The 18,733-nt window shown below is 66.3% G+C and carries 14 protein-coding genes; 5 read left to right on the top strand and 9 right to left on the bottom strand.

The features are described from left to right. Positions 1–278: 278 nt before the first annotated feature. Both glmS and glmU read right to left on the bottom strand, forming a co-directional pair. Positions 279–2,105: a glutamine--fructose-6-phosphate transaminase (isomerizing) gene (glmS, locus tag C662_RS05355; protein ID WP_002925879.1), complete on the bottom strand. Its 1,827-nt coding sequence runs from the start codon at positions 2,103–2,105 to the stop codon at positions 279–281. A 48-nt stretch (positions 2,106–2,153) separates the two neighbouring features. Next, positions 2,154–3,512 carry a bifunctional UDP-N-acetylglucosamine diphosphorylase/glucosamine-1-phosphate N-acetyltransferase GlmU gene (gene glmU / locus C662_RS05350; protein ID WP_002925878.1) on the bottom strand — a complete coding sequence of 453 codons (1,359 nt, stop codon included), beginning with the start codon at positions 3,510–3,512 and terminating at the stop codon, positions 2,154–2,156. Between the two features lie 217 nt (positions 3,513–3,729). On the opposite strand from glmU, the gene C662_RS05345 reads away from it, so the two are divergent. From C662_RS05345 to ggt, 3 genes are all read left to right on the top strand, one after another. Beyond that, the gene (locus C662_RS05345; protein WP_002925877.1) at positions 3,730–5,133 is read left to right on the top strand and encodes a bifunctional enoyl-CoA hydratase/phosphate acetyltransferase; all 1,404 of its coding nucleotides are present in this window, start codon (positions 3,730–3,732) and stop codon (positions 5,131–5,133) included. Then, the gene (locus C662_RS05340; RefSeq protein ID WP_002925876.1) at positions 5,130–6,314 is read left to right on the top strand and encodes an acetate/propionate family kinase; all 1,185 of its coding nucleotides are present in this window, start codon (positions 5,130–5,132) and stop codon (positions 6,312–6,314) included. Before C662_RS05345 ends, C662_RS05340 begins: the two co-directional genes overlap by 4 nt. Positions 6,315–6,761: 447 nt before the next feature. Beyond that, positions 6,762–8,501, top strand: a complete 1,740-nt coding sequence (gene ggt, locus C662_RS05335) for a gamma-glutamyltransferase (protein WP_002925874.1) — start codon at positions 6,762–6,764, stop codon at positions 8,499–8,501. A gap of 2 nt (positions 8,502–8,503) precedes the next feature. On the opposite strand, the gene C662_RS05330 is transcribed toward ggt, so the two are convergent. After that, the gene (locus C662_RS05330) at positions 8,504–9,106 is read right to left on the bottom strand and encodes a LysE family translocator (protein ID WP_002925873.1); all 603 of its coding nucleotides are present in this window, start codon (positions 9,104–9,106) and stop codon (positions 8,504–8,506) included. A 135-nt stretch (positions 9,107–9,241) separates the two neighbouring features. On the opposite strand from C662_RS05330, the gene C662_RS05325 reads away from it, so the two are divergent. Beyond that, positions 9,242–10,690, top strand: a complete 1,449-nt coding sequence (locus tag C662_RS05325) for an aminotransferase-like domain-containing protein (protein ID WP_002925871.1) — start codon at positions 9,242–9,244, stop codon at positions 10,688–10,690. A gap of 56 nt (positions 10,691–10,746) precedes the next feature. Here C662_RS05325 and C662_RS19750 read toward each other — a convergent pair whose 3' ends face one another. The 3 genes from C662_RS19750 to C662_RS05310 are packed head-to-tail and all read right to left on the bottom strand — an operon-like array spanning position 10,747 to position 14,757. Further along, positions 10,747–11,649: a CobW family GTP-binding protein gene (locus C662_RS19750; protein ID WP_198291882.1), complete on the bottom strand. Its 903-nt coding sequence runs from the start codon at positions 11,647–11,649 to the stop codon at positions 10,747–10,749. Continuing rightward, positions 11,639–13,264 carry an amidohydrolase gene (locus C662_RS05315; RefSeq protein WP_002925867.1) on the bottom strand — a complete coding sequence of 542 codons (1,626 nt, stop codon included), beginning with the start codon at positions 13,262–13,264 and terminating at the stop codon, positions 11,639–11,641. Before C662_RS05315 ends, C662_RS19750 begins: the two co-directional genes overlap by 11 nt. Further along, positions 13,261–14,757 (bottom strand): sodium/glutamate symporter, encoded by a 1,497-nt coding sequence (locus tag C662_RS05310; protein WP_198291881.1) that lies wholly within the window; start codon positions 14,755–14,757, stop codon positions 13,261–13,263. The genes C662_RS05315 and C662_RS05310 overlap by 4 nt, the downstream gene beginning before the upstream one ends. Before the next feature lie 95 nt (positions 14,758–14,852). On the opposite strand from C662_RS05310, the gene C662_RS05305 reads away from it, so the two are divergent. Next, positions 14,853–15,761 carry a LysR family transcriptional regulator gene (locus C662_RS05305; RefSeq protein WP_002925865.1) on the top strand — a complete coding sequence of 303 codons (909 nt, stop codon included), beginning with the start codon at positions 14,853–14,855 and terminating at the stop codon, positions 15,759–15,761. 30 nt (positions 15,762–15,791) lie between these two features. Here the strand turns inward: C662_RS05305 and C662_RS05300 are convergent, their stop codons facing one another. From C662_RS05300 to C662_RS05290, 3 genes are read right to left on the bottom strand one after another with little or no spacing between them, the layout of a single operon-like run. After that, positions 15,792–16,670: a cache domain-containing protein gene (locus C662_RS05300; protein WP_002925864.1), complete on the bottom strand. Its 879-nt coding sequence runs from the start codon at positions 16,668–16,670 to the stop codon at positions 15,792–15,794. A gap of 37 nt (positions 16,671–16,707) precedes the next feature. Continuing rightward, the gene (locus C662_RS05295; RefSeq protein WP_002925862.1) at positions 16,708–18,048 is read right to left on the bottom strand and encodes a TRAP transporter large permease; all 1,341 of its coding nucleotides are present in this window, start codon (positions 18,046–18,048) and stop codon (positions 16,708–16,710) included. A 25-nt stretch (positions 18,049–18,073) separates the two neighbouring features. Beyond that, a complete protein-coding gene (locus tag C662_RS05290; RefSeq protein ID WP_002925861.1) occupies positions 18,074–18,625 on the bottom strand; it encodes a TRAP transporter small permease in 552 nt (183 codons plus the stop codon). Between the last annotated feature and the right edge of the window lie 108 nt (positions 18,626–18,733).

Below are 18,733 nucleotides of genomic sequence, written 5' to 3'. Positions count from 1 at the left end.
GTATAGTTCGCAAGCAGCGGCGCAGACACAGTTTTTGACCGAGGCCGATAACAAGCAGACGGCAAGTCCCTGATCGGCTATCCGTCGTTCGCGTTGGCGGAAATTTCCCAGTCGCTACGTCTCGTGATGGCCGAATGTGTGAGGTCGGGCTTAGTGCTCAGTAGCTGCCGTTGGTGATCAGGAGGCTAGTCACCCGCGCAAGCAAAAACGCCCGGACATCATCCAGGCGTCTTCGACTCTATTTGCGCGGAACAAAAGCACACGCCCCCGCCGCCGACTTACTCCACCGTCACCGACTTCGCCAGGTTCCGGGGCTTGTCCACATCCGTACCCTTGACCAATGCGGCGTGGTAGGACAGCAGCTGCAGCGGGATCACGTGCAGCACGGGCGACAGCATGCCGTAGTGCTCGGGCATGTGCAGGATGTGCACGCCTTCGGATTCCGGGATCTCGCTGCCGGCGTCGGCAAACACGTAGAGCTCGCCGCCGCGGGCGCGGACTTCCTGCAGGTTGGACTTGAGCTTCTCGAGCAGTTCGTCCGCGGGCGACACGGCGATCACCGGCATGTCCTTGTCCACCAGCGCGAGCGGGCCGTGCTTGAGTTCGCCGGCAGCGTAGGCTTCGGCGTGGATGTAGGAGATCTCCTTGAGCTTGAGCGCACCCTCCATGGCGATCGGCCAGTGGCTGCCGCGGCCGAGGAAGAGCGCGTGCTCCTTGCCGGCGAAGCGCCGGGCCCACTTTTCGATTTCGGGCTCGAGCTCCAGCACCTTCTGCACGGCGACGGGCAGGTGGCGCAGGGCGGCCAGGCGGCGCTCTTCGTCTTCGGCGCTGAGGCGACCATTGAGCTTGGCCAGCGCCAGGGTAAGCAGCGCAAAGGCGGCGAGCTGGGTGGTGAAGGCCTTGGTGGAGGCAACACCGATCTCGGGGCCGGCGCGGGTGATGAAGCGCAGCGCGGTCTCGCGCACGATGGCCGATTCGGGCACGTTGCAGATCGCCAGCGTGCGCTGCATGCCGAGCGCCTTGGCGTGCTTGAGCGCGGCCAGGGTGTCGGCAGTCTCGCCCGACTGCGAGATGACCACGACCAGGGTGTCGGCGTCGGGCACGGATTCGCGGTAGCGGTATTCGCTGGCGATCTCGACGGTGACCGGCAGCTTGGCGATGGCCTCGATCCAGTAGCGTGCGACCAGACCCGCGTGGTAGCTGGTACCGCAGGCCAGGATGAGCACGCGACGCACGCCGTCGAAGACCTCGGCCGCACGCGCGCCGAAGTGCTGCGGCGTGATGCCGGCGCCGCCGCCGATCAGCTCGAGCGTGTTGGCCAGGGCCTGGGGCTGCTCGAAGATTTCCTTCTGCATGTAGTGGCGGTACTGGCCGAGCTCGACGGCGTCGGCCGACAAGCTCGACAGATGCACCGCGCGCTCGACCGGGGTGCCGTCGGCGAGCACGATGCGGTAGCTGTCACGGCGCAGCTCTGCGAGATCGCCGTCTTCCAGGTACACCACCTTGCGTGTGACCTGGAGCAGTGCAGCGGTGTCGGAGGCAGCGTACATGCCGTCTTCGCCCACGCCCAGCAGCAGCGGTGAACCGCGGCGGGCGACGATGGCACGCCCGGTCTCGGCCTCGGCCAGCACGCCGATGGCGTAGGCGCCGACAAGCTCGTTGGTGGCCGCACGCACGGCGTCGAAGAGGTCGGGCGTAGTCTGCAGCTTGCTGTGGATGAGGTGGGCGATGGCCTCGGTGTCGGTCTCGGATTCGAAGACGTAGCCCTTGCCCTGCAGGTCGGACTTGATGGCCTCGAAGTTCTCGATGATGCCGTTGTGCACCACCGCCAGGCCGCCCGAGATGTGCGGGTGGGCGTTGCGCTCGGAGGGCACGCCGTGGGTGGCCCAACGCGTGTGGGCGATACCGATGTTGGCGGAGAGCTGGCGCGCATCGGCCAGCGCAGCGAGCTCGGCGACGCGGCCGCAGGCACGCAGGCGGGTGAGTTCGCCCGCGAGCACGGCCAGGCCGGCGGAGTCATAGCCGCGGTATTCGAGCTTGCGCAGGCCTTCGAGCAGGACAGGGACGACGTTGTTCGACGCGATCGCAGTGACGATGCCACACATGGAAGGGCTTCCTTGAAGAGGTGTTCGTTTTGGTTTTTTGGGGCGGATTCAGCGCGGTTGCTTGACCGGGCGCTTCCACTCCAGGCTGATCTGCTTGACGCGGGTCACGGTGAGTTGCCCTGCAGGTGCATCCTTGGTCAGCGTGGTGCCGGCGCCCAGGGTGGCGCCGCGACCCACGCGTACCGGCGCGACGAGCTGGGTGTCGGAGCCGATGAAGACCTCGTCCTCGATGATGGTGCGGTGCTTGTTGGCGCCATCGTAGTTGCAGGTGATGGTGCCGGCGCCGATGTTGACCTTGCTGCCGACGTCGGCGTCACCGACGTACGCCAGGTGGTTGGCCTTGGAGTGGTCGGCGATGACGCTGTTCTTGACCTCGACGAAGTTGCCCAGATGCACGTCACTGCCGAGCACGGTGCCCGGGCGGGTACGGGCGTAGGGCCCGATCACGCAGGCCTGGCCCATGGTGGTGCTGTCGACGTGGCTGAAGGGCTCGAGCCGGGTGCCGGCGCCGATGCGGGCGTTGCGCACCACGCAGTTGGGGCCGATGCGCACGCCGTCGCCGAGTTCGACCGTACCTTCGAAGACGCAATTGACGTCGATCTCGACGTCCCGCCCGACCGTAAGCGTGCCGCGCACGTCGATGCGTGCGGGGTCGATCAGGGTGGCGCCTTCTTCCATCAGGCGGCGGGCAATGTTGCCCTGGTGGATGCGCTCGAGCTCGGCGAGCTGCACCTTGTTATTGACGCCGAGCGTCTCGGCGAAGGCGTCGGGCTGCACCGTGGCGACATCCACGCCGTCGGCCACGGCCAGGCCGATGATGTCGGTGAGGTAGTACTCGCCCTGGGCGTTGTCGTTGCCGATGCGGCCGAGCCAGTCGCGCAGGCGGGCGACGGGGGCGATCAGGATGCCGGTATTGACCTCGCGCACACGGCGCTGCTCGGCGCTGGCGTCCTTCTCCTCGACGATGCGGGTGACGCGGCCGTCGGTGTCGCGCAGGATGCGGCCGTAGCCGGTGGGGTCGTCCATCTCGACCGTGAGCAGGGCGAGACGGGCATCGCCTGCGGCCTCGACCAGGCGGCGCAGCGTGGGTAAGCCGATGAGGGGGACGTCGCCGTACAGCACCAGCGCCATGTCGCCGTCGGTCAGGTGCGGCAGCGCTTGCTGCACCGCATGACCGGTGCCCAGCTGCGGGGCCTGCCGCGCCCAGGCGAGGTCGGGGGCATCGAGGCGCTCGCGCACCACTTCTCCGCCATGCCCATAGACCACGCAGATGCGTTGGGCATCGAGTGTGCGTGCTGCATCGAGCACATGCGCCAGCATCGGCTTGCCGGCAATGGGTTGCAGGACTTTGGGCAGGACCGAGCGCATGCGCTTGCCTTGGCCGGCAGCGAGAACGACGACTTCCATAGAAGATTCCACGGTGGCAAATTGGCGCGGAGTTTAGCATGTGCGCGGCAACGCAACCTGTGAGCAAATGCATGGAGCATCAGCAAAAAATACCACTTTGGGAACAAAACCACGTTTTGATTGCCGCATTGCACAATTTGATCGTTTTTTGTCTTATTCCCGCCGCACACAGCCCCTAGAATTGCGCGTTGTAACGCACACGATACCGAGAACCGACATGCAAGCTCCCGCCCCCGAGTTCATCCAGAACCGCACCTTCGACGAGATCCAGGTCGGCGACGTCGCCACCCTGGTGCGCACGCTCCGCCCCGAGGACATCCACCTGTTCGCGGCCATGTCGGGCGACGTCAACCCGACCCACGTCGACCTCGAATACGCCCGCTCCAGCCAGTTCCGCGAAGTCGTCGGCCACAGCATGTGGGGCAGTACGCTGATCTCCACCATCCTCGGCACCGAGTTCCCTGGCCCGGGCACCGTCTATGTGTCGCAGGGGCTCAACTTCTGGCGCCCGATCACCATTGGCGACACGCTTACGATCAGCGTCACCTGCAAGGAAAAGTTCGAGCACAACCACCACATCGTCTTCGACTGCCTGGCGGTGAACCAGGACGGCTTGAAGGTGATCGACGGCGTGGCCGAGGTGATGGCGCCGACCGAGAAGATCCGCCGCCCGCGCGTGGTGCTGCCCGAGGTCACGGTGTCCGACCGCGAGCTGCGCTACCGCCACCTGCTGTCGGTGTCGTCCGGGCTGGCGCCGATCCCGATCGCCGTCGCCCACCCCTGCGACCGCGAGTCCCTGCTCGGCCCGGTGCAGGCAGCCCAGGCTGGCCTGGTCGACCCGATTCTGGTCGGGCCCGAGTCGCGCATCCGCAGCGTGGCCGAAGAACACGGCATCGACCTCAAGGGCCTTCGCATCGTCGATACCGCGCACAGCCACGCCTCCGCCGAGACGGCCGTGGCCCTGTGCCGCGACGGGGGCGCCGAAGCCCTGATGAAGGGTTCGCTGCACACCGACGAGATGATGAGCCAGGTCATCAAGCACCTGCGCACCGGCCGCCGCATCAGCCACGTCTTCCTCGCCGACGTGCCGACCTACCCGCATCCGCTGATGATCACCGACGCCGCAATCATGATCGAGCCCACGCTCGAGGATAAGGTCGACATCATCCAGAACGCGATCGAGCTTGCACACATCCTCGGCCTGCCCGAACCCAAGGTGGCGATCCTGTCGGCGGTCGAGACCGTCACCCCCAAGATCCGCTCCACGATCGAGGCCGCCGCGCTGTGCAAGATGGCCGACCGCGGCCAGATCAAGGGCGGCCTGCTCGACGGCCCGCTGGCCTTCGACAACGCCGTTTCGCTGGTCGCCGCCAAGACCAAGGGCATCAAGTCGCTCGTCGCCGGCAACGCCGACATCCTGGTGGTGCCCGACCTCGAATCCGGCAACATGGTGGCCAAGCAGCTCGAGTACCTGGCCAATGCGCTGATGGCCGGCGTAGTGCTCGGCGCACGCGTGCCCATCGTGCTGACCAGCCGCGCCGACACCGCCGAGACGCGTACCGCGTCGTGCGCGGTCGTGCAGCTGATGGCACACAGGAAGCGTGAGGCGCTGGCACGATGAAAGCCGTCCTCGTTCTCAATGCAGGCTCGTCGAGCCTCAAGTTCGCGCTCTATCCGGTCAACGGCGAGGTCGCACTCGCACCTGCGGTGTCGGGGCAGGTCGAAGGCATCGGCGCCACGCCCGAAATCACGCTCAAGACGGCCGCCGGCGAGCGCATCCAGGAACCGGTCGCCACTGGCGGCAGCCAGGGCGAACAGCACCGCGACGCGCTCGAGCACGTCTTCGGCTTGCTCAACCGCCACAATCCGGCGCTCGACATCGTCGCTGCCGGTCATCGCATCGTGCATGGCGGCGAGCGCTACAGCGCGCCGGTCGTCCTCGACGCGCGCCTGCTCGAAGAGCTGGAAGACTTCGTCCCCCTCGCCCCGCTGCACCAGCCGCACAACCTGCGCGCGGTTCACGCGGTCGCGGCGCTGCTGCCGTCGATCCCCCAGGTCGGCTGCTTCGACACCGCCTTCCATCGCACCCAGCCCGCGCTCGCGCAAGCCTTCGCCTTGCCGCGCCGCCTGACCAAGGGCGGCATCAAGCGCTACGGCTTCCACGGCCTGTCCTATGACTACGTGGCACGCCAGCTGCCCGAAGTGATCGGCGAGCGCGCCCAAGGCGCGGTGGTGATCGCCCACCTGGGTAACGGCGCCTCGATGTGCGCCCTGCGCGACGGCAAGAGCGTGGCCTCGACGATGGGCTTCACCGCGGTCGAGGGCCTGATGATGGGCACCCGCAGCGGCAGCATCGACCCCGGCGTGCTCCTCTACCTCATGGAGGAAAAGGGCATGGACGCGCGCGCGCTGACCCGCTTGCTCTACAAGGAATCAGGCCTGCTCGGCGTATCGGGCATCAGCCAGGACATGCGCACCCTGCTCGCCTCCGAAGCCCCCGAGGCCCAGGAAGCGGTGGATCTGTTCTGCTACCGCATCGCGCGCGAACTCGGCTCGCTGGCTGCGGCCGCAGGCGGGCTGGATGCGCTGGTGTTCACCGGCGGCATCGGCGAACACGCCGCCGCAGTGCGCGAGAAGGTGTGCGCCATGGCCGCCTGGATGGGCGTGGAGATCGATTCCGCCGCCAACACCGACCATGCCCGTCGCATCGACACCGCCACCAGCCGCGTCGCCGTCGCCGTGGTGCCGACCAACGAAGAGCGCATGATCGCGCGCTACACCGCGCAGGCGCTGGGCCTGTAACCCCACAGCCCCCCCTGTAGGAGCGACGCAAGTCGCGAGCCTTTCGGGGGGAGGCCCTGCCCCTCATCGCCTTCAACCCCTCGCGGCTGGCGCCGCTCCTACAGGGGAGACGCGCGCTGGGTTGGCTGTAGGAGCGACGCAAGTCGCGAGCCTTTCATCGGCCGTCCACCCACCCTCGTCCGCCTTCAAACCCTCGCGGCTGGCGCCGCTCCTACAGGGAGGAGACGCGCGCTGGGTTGGCTGTAGGAGCGACGCTAGTCGCGAGCCCTTCATCGGCCGTCCACCCACCCTCGTCCGCCTTCAACCCCTCGCGGCTGGCGCCGCTCCTACAGGGGGGACGCGAGTCGCGAGCCTTTCAGGGGCCGATGTGCGGCCAGGGTATTCCCGCCTTGGGCAAACCGGGCACATAGTGCTAACGTCATGAATCCCAGCACGACGGAGCGCACCATGAGAGCACGCACCCTTCTCGCCACCGCGGTCATGATGGCCGCCTTCGGTGCCCTGGCCAGGCAGCCGGTCGACACCGGCCACGGCGGCGCTGTCGCCACCATCTCCCACCACGCCAGCCTGGCGGCGATGGAGATCCTCAACGCCGGCGGCAATGCGATCGACGCAGCCGTGGCCGCTGCGGCAACGCTCGGCGTCACCGACCCCTTCAGCTGCGGCATCGGTGGCGGCGGCTTCATGCTCATCTACTCGGCCAAGGACCGCCGGGTAATCGCCATCGACCACCGCGAGGTCGCCCCCGCCAGCTTTCACCCCGGGGTGTTCCTGAATGCCGACGGCAGCGCAATGGACTGGAAGGCCGCCGTGCCCAACGGCCTGTCGGTGGGCGTGCCCGGAACGGTGCGTGGCTGGCATGAGGCGCTGACGCGCTACGGCACGATGGGCTTCGAGCAGGTGCTGGCGCCGGCGATCCGCGTCGCCGAGGAAGGCTTCGAGGTCGGGCCCAATTTCCATCGCATCAACACCGCCAACGAAGCCAAGTTCGCGCGCTTCTCCACCGCATCGGCGCTTTACCTGCAGGACGGCAAGGCGCTACCGGTAGGCAGCCTGCATCGCAACCCCGAGCTGGCGCAGACCTACCGCGACATCGCGCGCGGCGGCGTGAAGGCCTTCTACGAGGGGCCGATCGCCGCCAGCATGGTGGCGGCGGTGAACCACCCGCCCGCCAATCCGGGCGTCGAGGTCATCCCCGGCAGCCTGACGATGGCCGACCTCAAGGACTACGAGGCGCGGCTACGCCAGCCGGTGCGCTCGAGCTACCGCGGCTACGAGATCCTCGGCATGCCGACGCCCTCGAGCGGCGGCATCGCTATCGCCCAGGCCCTGAACATCATGGAAAACTTCGACCTCAGCGGCAAGTCGCGCGCCGAGATCGAGCACCTGTACCTGGAAGCCTCGCGACTCGCCTTCGCCGACCGCAATGCCTACGTGGCTGACGAGGCCTTCACCGACGTGCCCTTCGAAGGCTTGTTGTCGAAGGACTACGCGCGCGAGCGCGCCCGTCTGATCAGCGCCACGGCGGCGCCCGGCAAGGTGGAACAGGGCGACCCCTACGCCTTCCAGAACGACCTGTCGGTGCCGCTGCGCCCGACGCCGCGGCCGCTGGCACAGGAGTCGATGCACACCACGCACCTGGCGGTGTCGGACCGCGAGGGCAACATCGTCGCCTACACCTTCACCATCGAGGACTGGGGCGGCAGCGGCATCGTCGTGCCGGGGCGCGGCTTCCTGCTCAACAACGAGCTCACCGACTTCGACTTCAGCGCCCCCCACCCCAATGTCCCAGAGGCCTTCAAGCGCCCGCGCTCGAGCATGAGCCCGACCATCGTATTGAAGGACGGCGCGCCCGCCTTCACCATCGGCTCGCCGGGCGGCTCCACCATCATCACCACCGCGCTGCAGACCATCGTCAACCACATCGACCTCGGCATGAGCCTGGCCGATGCGCTCGCCGCCCCGCGCATGAGCCAGCGCAATGGCGACACCACCCTGGTCGAGACGCTGCTGCAGTTCCCCGGCAGCGAACAGGCCAGGGCGCTCGAGGCGATGGGTCACCAGTGGCGCGAGACCGAGCAGATCGGCGCCGCCAACGGCATCCGCTTCAATGCCGATGGCACGGTCACCGCAGTCAGCGAACCACTGCGCCACGGCGGTGGCAGCGCGATCGTGCAGAAGCACTAGGCCTAGAGCAGCGTCCTTGCCTCGTCCGCGCCGATCCACAGCGCGGTCGCGGCGAGCAGCGCTGCCATCGTGTAGTTGAAGACCATCAGCGCAGCCGGCTGCTGCAGCCAGGCCCGCAGACGCGCACCGGCAACCGCCCACACGGTGATGCAGGGCAGGTTCACCGACATGCACACCAGCGCCAGACCTGCCGCCGTTTTCCAGTCGGCATCGCGCGGCAGGAACAGGATGGCGATGTTGAGCACCATCATCCACGCCTTCGGGTTCACCCACTGGAACAGCGCCGCGGCCACGAAGCCGAGCGGCGCGACACGCCCGCCACGCCCCGGCTGGCCCGCGCGCGCCTGGCGCAGCGCCAGCCACAGCAGATAGGTGCAGCCCACCACCACCAGCGGCAGGCGCAGGGCGTCGAGCCAGGCCATCACCCAGGCCAGGCCGCTGGCGACGATCAGCACCTGGACACTGTTGCCGACGCTGACGCCAAGCAGGTGCGGCAGCGTGCGGCGGAAACCGAAATTGACCCCCGATGCGGCGAGCATGATGTTGTTGGGTCCCGGGGTAACGGACATCGTGGCGACGTAGGTCATCAGCGGCAGGTCGATCATGGCGTGCTCCTCGGGAGGCTTCGGGAGATCACTATACGAACGACAGCACTCAGGTTACAGGTCCAGAGAAATAGTTTTATAGTGGTTACAGATCGAAGCCAGCACGCACTGTAACCATCAAAGGACCAACCTACTGTGCCCCCTCCCGTCGCCATTGCCGCCCCGCTCTATCAGACGCTGACCGAAGAGTTGCGCGAAGCGATTCGTGACGGCCGCCTGGTCGCTGGCGCCCGCCTGCCTTCGGTGCGCGAGGCGGCAAACAGCCGCGGCATCAGCATCAACACGGTACTGGCCGCCTACCGCCAGCTCGAGGCCAACGGACTGGTCGACGCGCGTCCGCAATCAGGCTACTTCGTGCGCTCGCAGCTTGCCGTACCGCCCGCCCCGCAGGCCGCCGCCGCCGAGCCGAGCTCGGCGATCGCCGCCGAAAGCACGGTGCTGAGCCGGATCGCCAGCGTGCTCGCCGCACAGACCCGCCCCGACACCATCGACCTGTCGCTCGCCTGCCCCAAGGGCAGCGACTTCTATCCCGGCGAGAAGCTGGGCCGCATCGTCGCCGACCTCACCCGCCGCCACCCCGAGCTGCTCACCGACTATTCGCTGCCACCGGGCCCGCTGTTGCTGCGGCGCGAGATCTGCCGCCACGCCACCGAGCTCGGCATGCAGCTGCAGCCCGACGCCATCCTGCTCACCAACGGCTGCATGGAAGCCCTGCAGCTGGCGCTGCACGCCACCACCCGGGCAGGCGACACGGTGGGCCTGGAGTCGCCGACCTATTTCAACCTGATCCCACTGCTCGACCGCCTGGGCCTCAAGGCGATCGAGATCCCCACCCATCCCGAGGGCGGACTGTCGCTCGACGCGCTGGAATTGCTGCTTTCGGAAGGACGATTGAAGGTGGTGGTGACCATGCCCACCGTGCACAACCCGCTGGGCACCAGCATGAGCCCGGCCAACAAGCGCCAGCTCGCCAACCTGGCGCGCACCTACAAGGTGCCGGTGATCGAGGACGCGCTCTACGCCGAGCTGCAGTTCAGCACGCCGCTGCAGCCGACCGCGAAGGCCTTCGACCGCGACGGCTGGATCATCGTGTGCGCGTCCTACACCAAGACGCTGGCGCCCGGCATGCGCGTGGGCTGGATGGAAGGCGGACGCTTCGGCCGCGAGCTGGCCGAGCTCAAGTTCTGCTCGTCGGTGGCCCAGCCCGCCCTGCTGGGCGAGGCCATCGGGCGCTTCCTCGAGAGCGGCGGCTACGCCCAGCACATCCGCCGTCTGCGCCGCACCTATGCCGCGCAGACCGAGCGCCTGCGCGGCCTGATCCACGACGCCTTTCCCGCCGGCACGCGCGCCACCCAGCCCAGCGGCGGCTTCCTGGTGTGGGTGGAGCTGCCCGAGGGCTGCGACACCAACCGCCTGTTCGACCTCGCCCTGCGCCGCGGCATCGGCATGACGCCCGGCAAGCTGTACTCGCCGTCGGGCCGCTACACCCGCCACCTGCGCCTGTCGGGCTGCTACCCCTTCAGCGACCGCCACGTGCACGCGCTGATGACGCTGGGGGAGCTGGCGGGGGCGCAGCTGCGCTGAACGGGAGGCCCTGCCTCCCTGGAAGCCTGCAGACTGTGGTGCTGCAGCCCACCTTTTCAGCGCCGACCGAGGCGATGGAGAGCGCCGGACAGTTCCTCAAAGCGCTCGCCACCCCTGCCTATGCAGACGAGTTGGCCGCTCACTGATGAGCGGACGGCCGGCGCCCAGCTCAGCGCTCGGCCACTCCACTGAAGCACCTCGCTGCCTCTGCAGCCGGCGCGCTGCACGATGCCCTTCGCCCGTACGAGCACGTCGGCGTAATCCTGGAACAGGCTCTCCAGCCGCCCGCCGTCGATCGGGGCATCGTAGCTGAAGCTACTCTGCTGCCAGCGCTGCCGCTGCGGCAACCCGTCCGCGCCTGCCGGCCGTGCCTTCCATGGCGGCGCTGCAGCGGCCGCTGGAGCGGATGCAGACGGATGGCGCTCTATCACCGCCGAGGTGTCGCCGAGCACTTGGGCGAGCGCAGGCGGCAAGGGCTCGTCCGCGCCGATGCGGTTAATGACGAGCCGATCGGCGGCGACAATCTGCCGCCGCCAGACATCTGCGCAGAGCGAATCGCGCGCATGGCGACCCGCCTGGCTGGCGTCGACGAGGCAGACCACCTCAGTCAGCCGCAGCCGCGTCGACACCGTCACCGTGTCGACGATGCGCGCCGGATTGGCGATGCCGCTCGCTTCGATATAAAGCGCAGCCGGCGAGGGGTCCAGACGCAGAATCTGCGCAAGCTGTTCGGCGAGGCTGCCACCGAGAGTGCAGCAGATGCAGCCGTTGCTCAGGCGCAGGATCTGCTCGTCGCGGTACTCGATCAGTTCGGCATCGATGTTGAGCTCGCCGAAATCGTTGACCAGGATCAGGCTGCCCGCCGGGATGCCGCTTTGCAGGCAGGCATTGAGATACGTGGTCTTGCCAGCGCCGAGGAAGCCGGTCAGCAGCGTCACCGGGATCGACTCAGTTCTCATGCACCCGCCCCCCGAGTACGGTGGCAGCGATGCGGATCGCTCGCAAGCGGTCCGGCGCGACCTCGAACGGATCCTCGTCAAGCACGACCATGTCGGCATACTTGCCCACCTCCAGGCTACCGACGAGGTGGTCGAGGCGCAGGGTGTAGGCTGCGCCTAGCGTGATCGTGTGCAGCGCCTGCGCAACACTCAGGCGCTCGTGCGTACCCAACTCGGCACCGCTCGCGGTACGCCGCTCGACCGCGCACCAGGCGGTAAACAAGGGGCCGAGCGGGGTCACCGGCGCATCGGAGTGGATCGCTGTCGGAATGCCCAGACGCAGCGCCGAGGCGAGCGGCTCCAGCCGCCGGGAGCGCGCGTAGCCAAGCGTGCGCTCGCGATGGATGTCGCCCCAGTAATAGATGTGGTTGGCGAACATGTTCAGGCACACACCCAGCTTCGCCGCGCGCCGCAACTGTGCCTGGCTGATGAACTGGCAATGCTGCAGCGTGTGGCGGTGGTCCGGCCGCGGCCACAGCGTGAGGGCCTCCTCGATGGCATCGAGCATGAGGTCCACGGCCTCGTCGCCGTTGGTGTGGATGTGCAGTTGCAGCCCCGCCTGATGGTAGTCGAGCACGAACTGCTGCAGTGCCTCGGGCGGCGCATTCCACATCCCGTTCGGATGACCGTCATGATAGCCGGGCCACTTCATTCGCGCGGTGTAGCCCTGGATCGAACCGTCGGTCATCAGCTTGACGAGGCCGAAGTGGAGGCGCTCGGTGGACCACTCTGAGCAGGCCTGCAGGCGCGCGATACCCTGCTCCGCAGGCCAGGCCAGGGCACTCATCGCCGGCACCAGGCGCACCGGGTAATCGTCGGCGGCGGCCACTTCGCGCAGCGCAGCGATACCGGGATCCGTGAGCGGGTTGTAGAGGTCGGTGATGGTCGTGACCCCGGCTCTGCGCGCCACCGCGCCATAGGCGCGCAACGCATCGACACTCGACACTTCCTCGAACAGATTGCGGCCGAGCGCCTCGAAGATGCCGTGCATCGCCGCCATCTCCTGCAACTCGCCATTCGGGCAGCCGTCCGCGCCGAGCATGATGCCCTCGACGCCGGCGTGGCGATCGAGGCCGGACAAGCGCAGCATCGTGCTGTTGACCGAAAGCACATGCAGGCTGGCATGGAAGACGACTACCGGGCGCTCGCCGACCGCCTCGTCAAGCGCGCGCTTGTCCAGGCGCACACCGTCGAAGTACACCGGATCGAAGCCCCAGGCGACCAGCGGCTCGCCGGCCGGCAGCGCCGCCGCCGCCTGGCGCAGACGCTGCTGCATCTGCGCCAGGGATTTCACTCCCTCCCACAACCGGCCCGTCGGATCGGTACGCGGAAAATAGCCGAGGTAGAGGTATTTCCAGATCGCCCCCTCGAGCGCATGGCTGTGCCCTTCGACGAAGCCAGGCAAGATCACCTTGTCAGCGAAGCGCTCGTCGAGTTCGTAGTCCCCCAAGTCATGAAGTTCCTCGAGCGGGCCGACGCCAAGGACCTTGCCTCCCCGGACCGCGACATGGGTGGCTTCGGGTAGCGATGGGTCCATCGTCACGATGCGTCGGGCGGAAAAGATCCTGATGCTCATTTCGGAGCCTCCGGCACGAGCGCCGCAGCCGGCAAGCTCCCCAGCGCCCGTGTCCGCCTCATCAGGAACGGCACGGCAACGAGCGCAGCAAGAGCAGTGCCGCCGAAGATCGCGACGTAGGTGCCGACACTGAGAGACGGCGCAATCGGGGCGAAGATGAACAGGATATGGAAGGTGGCGACGACAATCGCGATGTTGTAGAAGGCAAGTTCCTTTGCCACCGATGTACTGAAATCGGCATCGACGATGCGCAGCAGCAGCAAGCCGCTGCCTGTCGATCCGCAGCAGCAACCGAAGATCGTCACCGCGCGCTCGTAGCCAAGCTTGCCGCTCAGGCGCCCCATCAGCAGGCAGCCGGCCAGCGTCGACACCGTGATCACCACAGACACCAGCAGGATCGGCGTCAGCAGCGCACCAAGCACGGCGAACTCGATGCTCATCAGGGTGCCGACGACCATGAAGTCCACCGAGCCGCCGGTAATGCGCTTCAGCGTCTCATCGTTGACATAGACGGCGAGTCCCGCCTTGTCGATCACTGAACGCATCAGCACGCAGACGACGAGGCCATGCAGGAAGAACATGTTGTGGCTGAACAATACCCCGAGGTTCATGCCCCAGGGCGTGAAACCGGCAGCAAAGTCGCGCACCGACAGCAGCCACACATGGGTCAGGACGTAGGCGACGCCGAGCAGGCAGATGTGAAAGGCGAGCGAATCGAGGTTGGCGGGGTGGGACACCATGCGCCCAGCCTCCGGTTGCCGCTTCGGCGCATAAAACCCGGCGAGGAATTCGCCGTCGATACGCGAGGCTTTATTCGCGTTCAGGCCTTTGCGGATGATCCAGCGCGCCATCGGCACGCCGACCGCGAAAGCGACCAGAAAGCCCAGCGAGGCGTAGATCAGGCCGACCTGGGTCGCGTTGGCGATGCCGAACTCGCGCTCCCACAAGCCGCCATAGGTTAATGCCTGGCCTGGCCCTTGGGTGAAGCCGTGAGTGACGAGCGCGCCGAGGAACGCACTGACGTCGGCTCCGGTGACGCCGTCGTAGGCGACGACAACCCCGTAGCCGAGCACGCCCTGCAGGCCGAGGCTGATCGTCCAGATCAACGTCAGCCACAGTCCGCCGACGACAATGCTGCCGCCCGACAAGGCCTTGTTGTCGCTGCCGCCGGTAAGGCACAGGGACATGAAGCTCAGCGTGAAGAAGTGAAAGGTCAGCGACGTGAAGTCGGCCGCAGTGAAGCCCGGAATCAGGCCGGAGGACAGTAGCGCGAAGCCAATGATGCCGCCGATGATGCTGGCGGGAACGAGCGAATTACGCAAAGCGGCGATGCGGTATCTGAGCAGGCTGCCCAGCAGCAGCATGGCCGCAAGCAGCGCGAAGGCGACGATGCCGTGAAAAGTACTTTCCATTATGGGGTTCCGTCTCTCTCCGGGACCTTGGTCCCTGGTTATCCATCGCGAGGAGCGCAATACCGCGCCTACCCGCAGCATTCACCCTGCTGATGGGGTGATAAGGAAACAATAAGACAGCCGTTGTTAACTTGTACAATACCGTTTCATTAATCGGTGATACCAGGAAAGCATCAATGAAGATCGAACTTCGCCAGATCCGCCAGTTCCTGGCCGTCGCCGACACATTGAACTTCCGGCGCGCAGCAGAACACCTCGCACTGGCTCAGCCGGCTCTGAGCCGTGGCATCCAATTACTGGAGCACCAACTCGGCGTCAGCCTGTTCAAACGCAACAACCGAAGAGTGGAATTGACCCCAGCCGGCACCGTGTTTCTGAAGGGCTGCCAGGACTTGATGGAAGATCTGGATGAGACGGTGCGCCAGGCGCGCAAGGCGCAGCGCGGCGAGCTCGGGACGCTGTCGATCGGCTATACCGACTTCGCCATCTCCGGGGTGCTGCCGCGCATCCTGGACGGCTTCCGCCGCAAATACCCCGAGATCGACATTGAACTGACCTACGGCTCGACACACCAGCAGCTCGAGGATCTGGCGATTCGCAAGATCGACGTCGCCTTCGTCACCAGCCCTGTGGCCGGCGCCAACTTGGCGCTCATCCCAGTGCAGCATGATCGCTACGTCGCCGTGCTGCCCGCGGCGCACCCGCTGGCCCGTCAAGCCACGGTGGACATCAGCGAACTAGCTGGCGAAGGATTTATCGTCGGCGTTATGGCGCGCTGGCGCCACTTCCGCCGCCATCTCGACGCGCTGTGTTTAAAGGCCGGCTTCGCGCCCAGGATCGTGCAGGAGGTCTACAACACCGAAGGAATGTTCGGCCTGATCAGCGCGAACATCGGCGTCACTATCCACCTCGAATGCACCGCGAACTACATCCGCAGCGACGTTGCGCTCCGCCCGCTGACGGGCGTCGACGACACCATCATCACCGTCGCCGCATGGAGGGAAGACGATATGCGCCCGGCGCTGACACACTTCGCCGACTTCCTGCAGACCCTGCCACGGAACGCAGACCATGGCCTGTTGTAAACCTCCCCCCGACGCCGTGCTGCGCTGGCCTCAACGGTTGTAACTGCCCACCCCGATCAACATGCCGTTGTGGGTACGGAAGAAGGTGTGCTTGCTTTCGATCCGGCCGGTGGTGGGATTGCGCCAGAAGTAGTCGTACTCGCCTGCGCCATCGTCCTTGGCGATCTGGGCCATCTGCAGCACGATCAATTCTCCGCGCGGGTCGCGCAGCTGCATTGCATCGGTCCCGACCAGGGCGGGTGTGGCGCCGTGGGCGAGGAACAGACCACTTTCGAGATCGACGACGAACACGTAGAGGTCGTTGCGGATGAAGCGCCCCCCAAGATGCTGGAACTCGGCCAGGGTCGCTGCGCGGTCAGCGGCCAACGCCTTGACCGCATCACGCAGCATCGCCTTGGCCTCCACCGGCGTTGCGCGCGGCGGGTAATAGCCGACCGCCACGATCACGTCGCCAACGCGCTGGAACAGCGTCACCTTCGGCTCGCCACGACTGTCGGCGGGGTTGAACCAGCGGTATTCGACCCGACCCCGCCCTTCGCTGCGCGCCGTCTCGATCATCTCGCGGAAGAATGGCTTGCCTTCCGAGTCCGCGTAGTCGATGACGTTGTCGCCGACGAGTGCGGCCGATGAGCCGCCGCTGGCCAGAAACACGCCATCGGTGCGCACCGCATACGCGTACAGATCGCGATCCACGAAGGCCGACTGGCGCGCGAAGTCGCGCACGCCGGCCTCGCCCTTGTCCTCGATGTGCTTTACGGCGATCGCAAGCAAGGCCTCTGCACGCATCTCGAGCGCGGTCTTGATGACCGCCCCCTCCTCTTCCGCGGCAGCGGCGGATTGAGGCAGGCTGCCGAAGACAAGCGTCGCGCCAATCGCAAGACCGCCCAGGAAGATGACGAAGGTTTTCATGAGGGATCTCCTGAAACGCATGAGGATGAGGTCGCGCTCAGTAGCCGACCATCTTGGGTAGCCACAGGGAGAGCGCGGGGAAGAAGGCGATCACGAACAGCGCCACCACAGACGCGATGACGAACGGATGGATGCGGGCAACGATCTCCTCCACCGTCGAGCCACCGATACCCGAGGCAACGAACAGGTTCTCGCCCAGCGGCGGCGTCATGAAGCCGACCGACAGCGCGCAGATGAGGACGATGCCGACATGGGTGGGATCGGCGCCGAGCATGTACATCACCGGCAGCAGTACCGGCACCAGGATCATGATGGCCGCCAGCGTCTCCATGAACATGCCGATGAAGAGCAGGAACACGATCAGGATCGTCCAGATCAGGTACATGTTGTCGGTCAGGCTGAGCAGCGATGCCGCGACCGTTGCCGGGATCTGCTGCTCGACCAGCAGGCGGCCAAACACCGTGGCGGCGAACAGGATCAGCAGCACGCGGCCGGTGATCCAGGTCGTGGTGCGCAGCGAGTTCAGCAGCGCGGCGAACTTCAGTTCGCGGTGCAGGAAGATGCCCACGAACAAGGTGTAGAAGATCGCCACGATGGCCGACTCGGTCGGCGTGAACATGCCGGTGTAGATGCCGCCAAGGATGATCACCGGCGCGAGCAGCGACCACACGCCGCGGCGCAACGCCGCACCGATGTCGCCGACCGACCAGTTCTCGGTGAGCCCCCGATAGCCGCGCTTCTTCGAGATCAGGTAGTTGATGACAAGCAGGCTGCTGGCCATCACCAGGCCGGGCACGACGCCGGCCACGAACAGCTTGGGGATGGATACGGAGTCGAACTGGCCGAACTTCGCGATCGCCTCGGCAGGCGGTGCCATTCCGAGCGCGGAGATGCCGAAGATGACCATCGGAATCGAGGGCGGGATGATGATGCCCAGGCCGCCCGCCGAAGCCGTCACTGCAGAGGCATAGCTCTTCTCGTAGTGGCGCTTGGCCATCGCCGGGATCATCAGCATGCCGACGGCCGCCGTGGTGGCGGGCCCCGACCCCGAGATCGCGCCAAAGAACAGGCAGGCCAGCACCGTTGCGGCCCCCAGGCCGCCGGTGATCGGCCCGGCCATGGTCTCGGCGACATCTACCAGGCGCTTTGAAATGCCCGCCGCCTCCATCAGCGCCCCGGCCAGCACGAACGCAGGCAGCGCCATGAGCGGGAAGCTGCCGACCGATGTAAACGCAATCTGTACGAAGGCGATCGGATTCTTCTCGAGCACCAGGAAGGCGAGCATCGCCGAGCCGGCAAGCGACACGGTGATCGGTGCGCCCAGCAGGAGCAGGGCGAAGAAGCCGCCGAACAGGATCAGTACCAGATATTCTTCCATTGCTGTATCTCCAGGCCCCCGCGCCTCAGGCCTTCGGGGCGGCCGCAGCCGTGCGCTTGATCTTCTCGATCTCCTCTGCTTCGGGATCGAGCAGGTCGACACCCCTGAAGAGCTTCAGGTAGTTGTTCCAGAGGATGCGGATCGACATCAGCAGGAATGCGATCGGCAGGATCATGTAGAAGTACTTCATCGGAATGCCGGTCGTCTGCGACTTCCAGAACATGTTCATGCGGTTGAAGACGAAGTCGTAGCTCAGCCACACGAAGTAGAGGTTGAACCCCACCCAGAGCAGGTCGGCAACGGTCTCGCTGACCTTCTTGACGATGGGCGGAAAGAAGCGGAAGTGGAACGACACGCGGTTGTGCGCCGACATCTTCGCGGCCACGACGGCGCCCAGATAGGCAAACCACACGAACATGTAGGTCGCCACCTCCTCACCCCACGGGATCGAGTAGTGAAAGAACTGGCGCAACAGGATCTGGACGAACAGGAGCACTACGAACAACGCAAGCAGCGTCTCGCACAGGTACTCTTCCGCATTGGAAAGAAACTTCAGGATGGCCCGTTTGACGGACATGGCGGCTCTCCCTGGCTGAGGCGTAACGCGTCCGAGGCGGCCGTGGGCGCCTGCACCGGGCGGGGCGCTGCGCCGGCAGCGCGAACGACGCGTTGGGGTAGAGAAGTG

The sequence above is a fragment of the Thauera sp. 28 genome (assembly GCF_000310145.2).
Lineage (GTDB): Bacteria > Pseudomonadota > Gammaproteobacteria > Burkholderiales > Rhodocyclaceae > Thauera > Thauera mechernichensis.
This window is presented reverse-complemented; position numbering and strand designations above follow the sequence as displayed.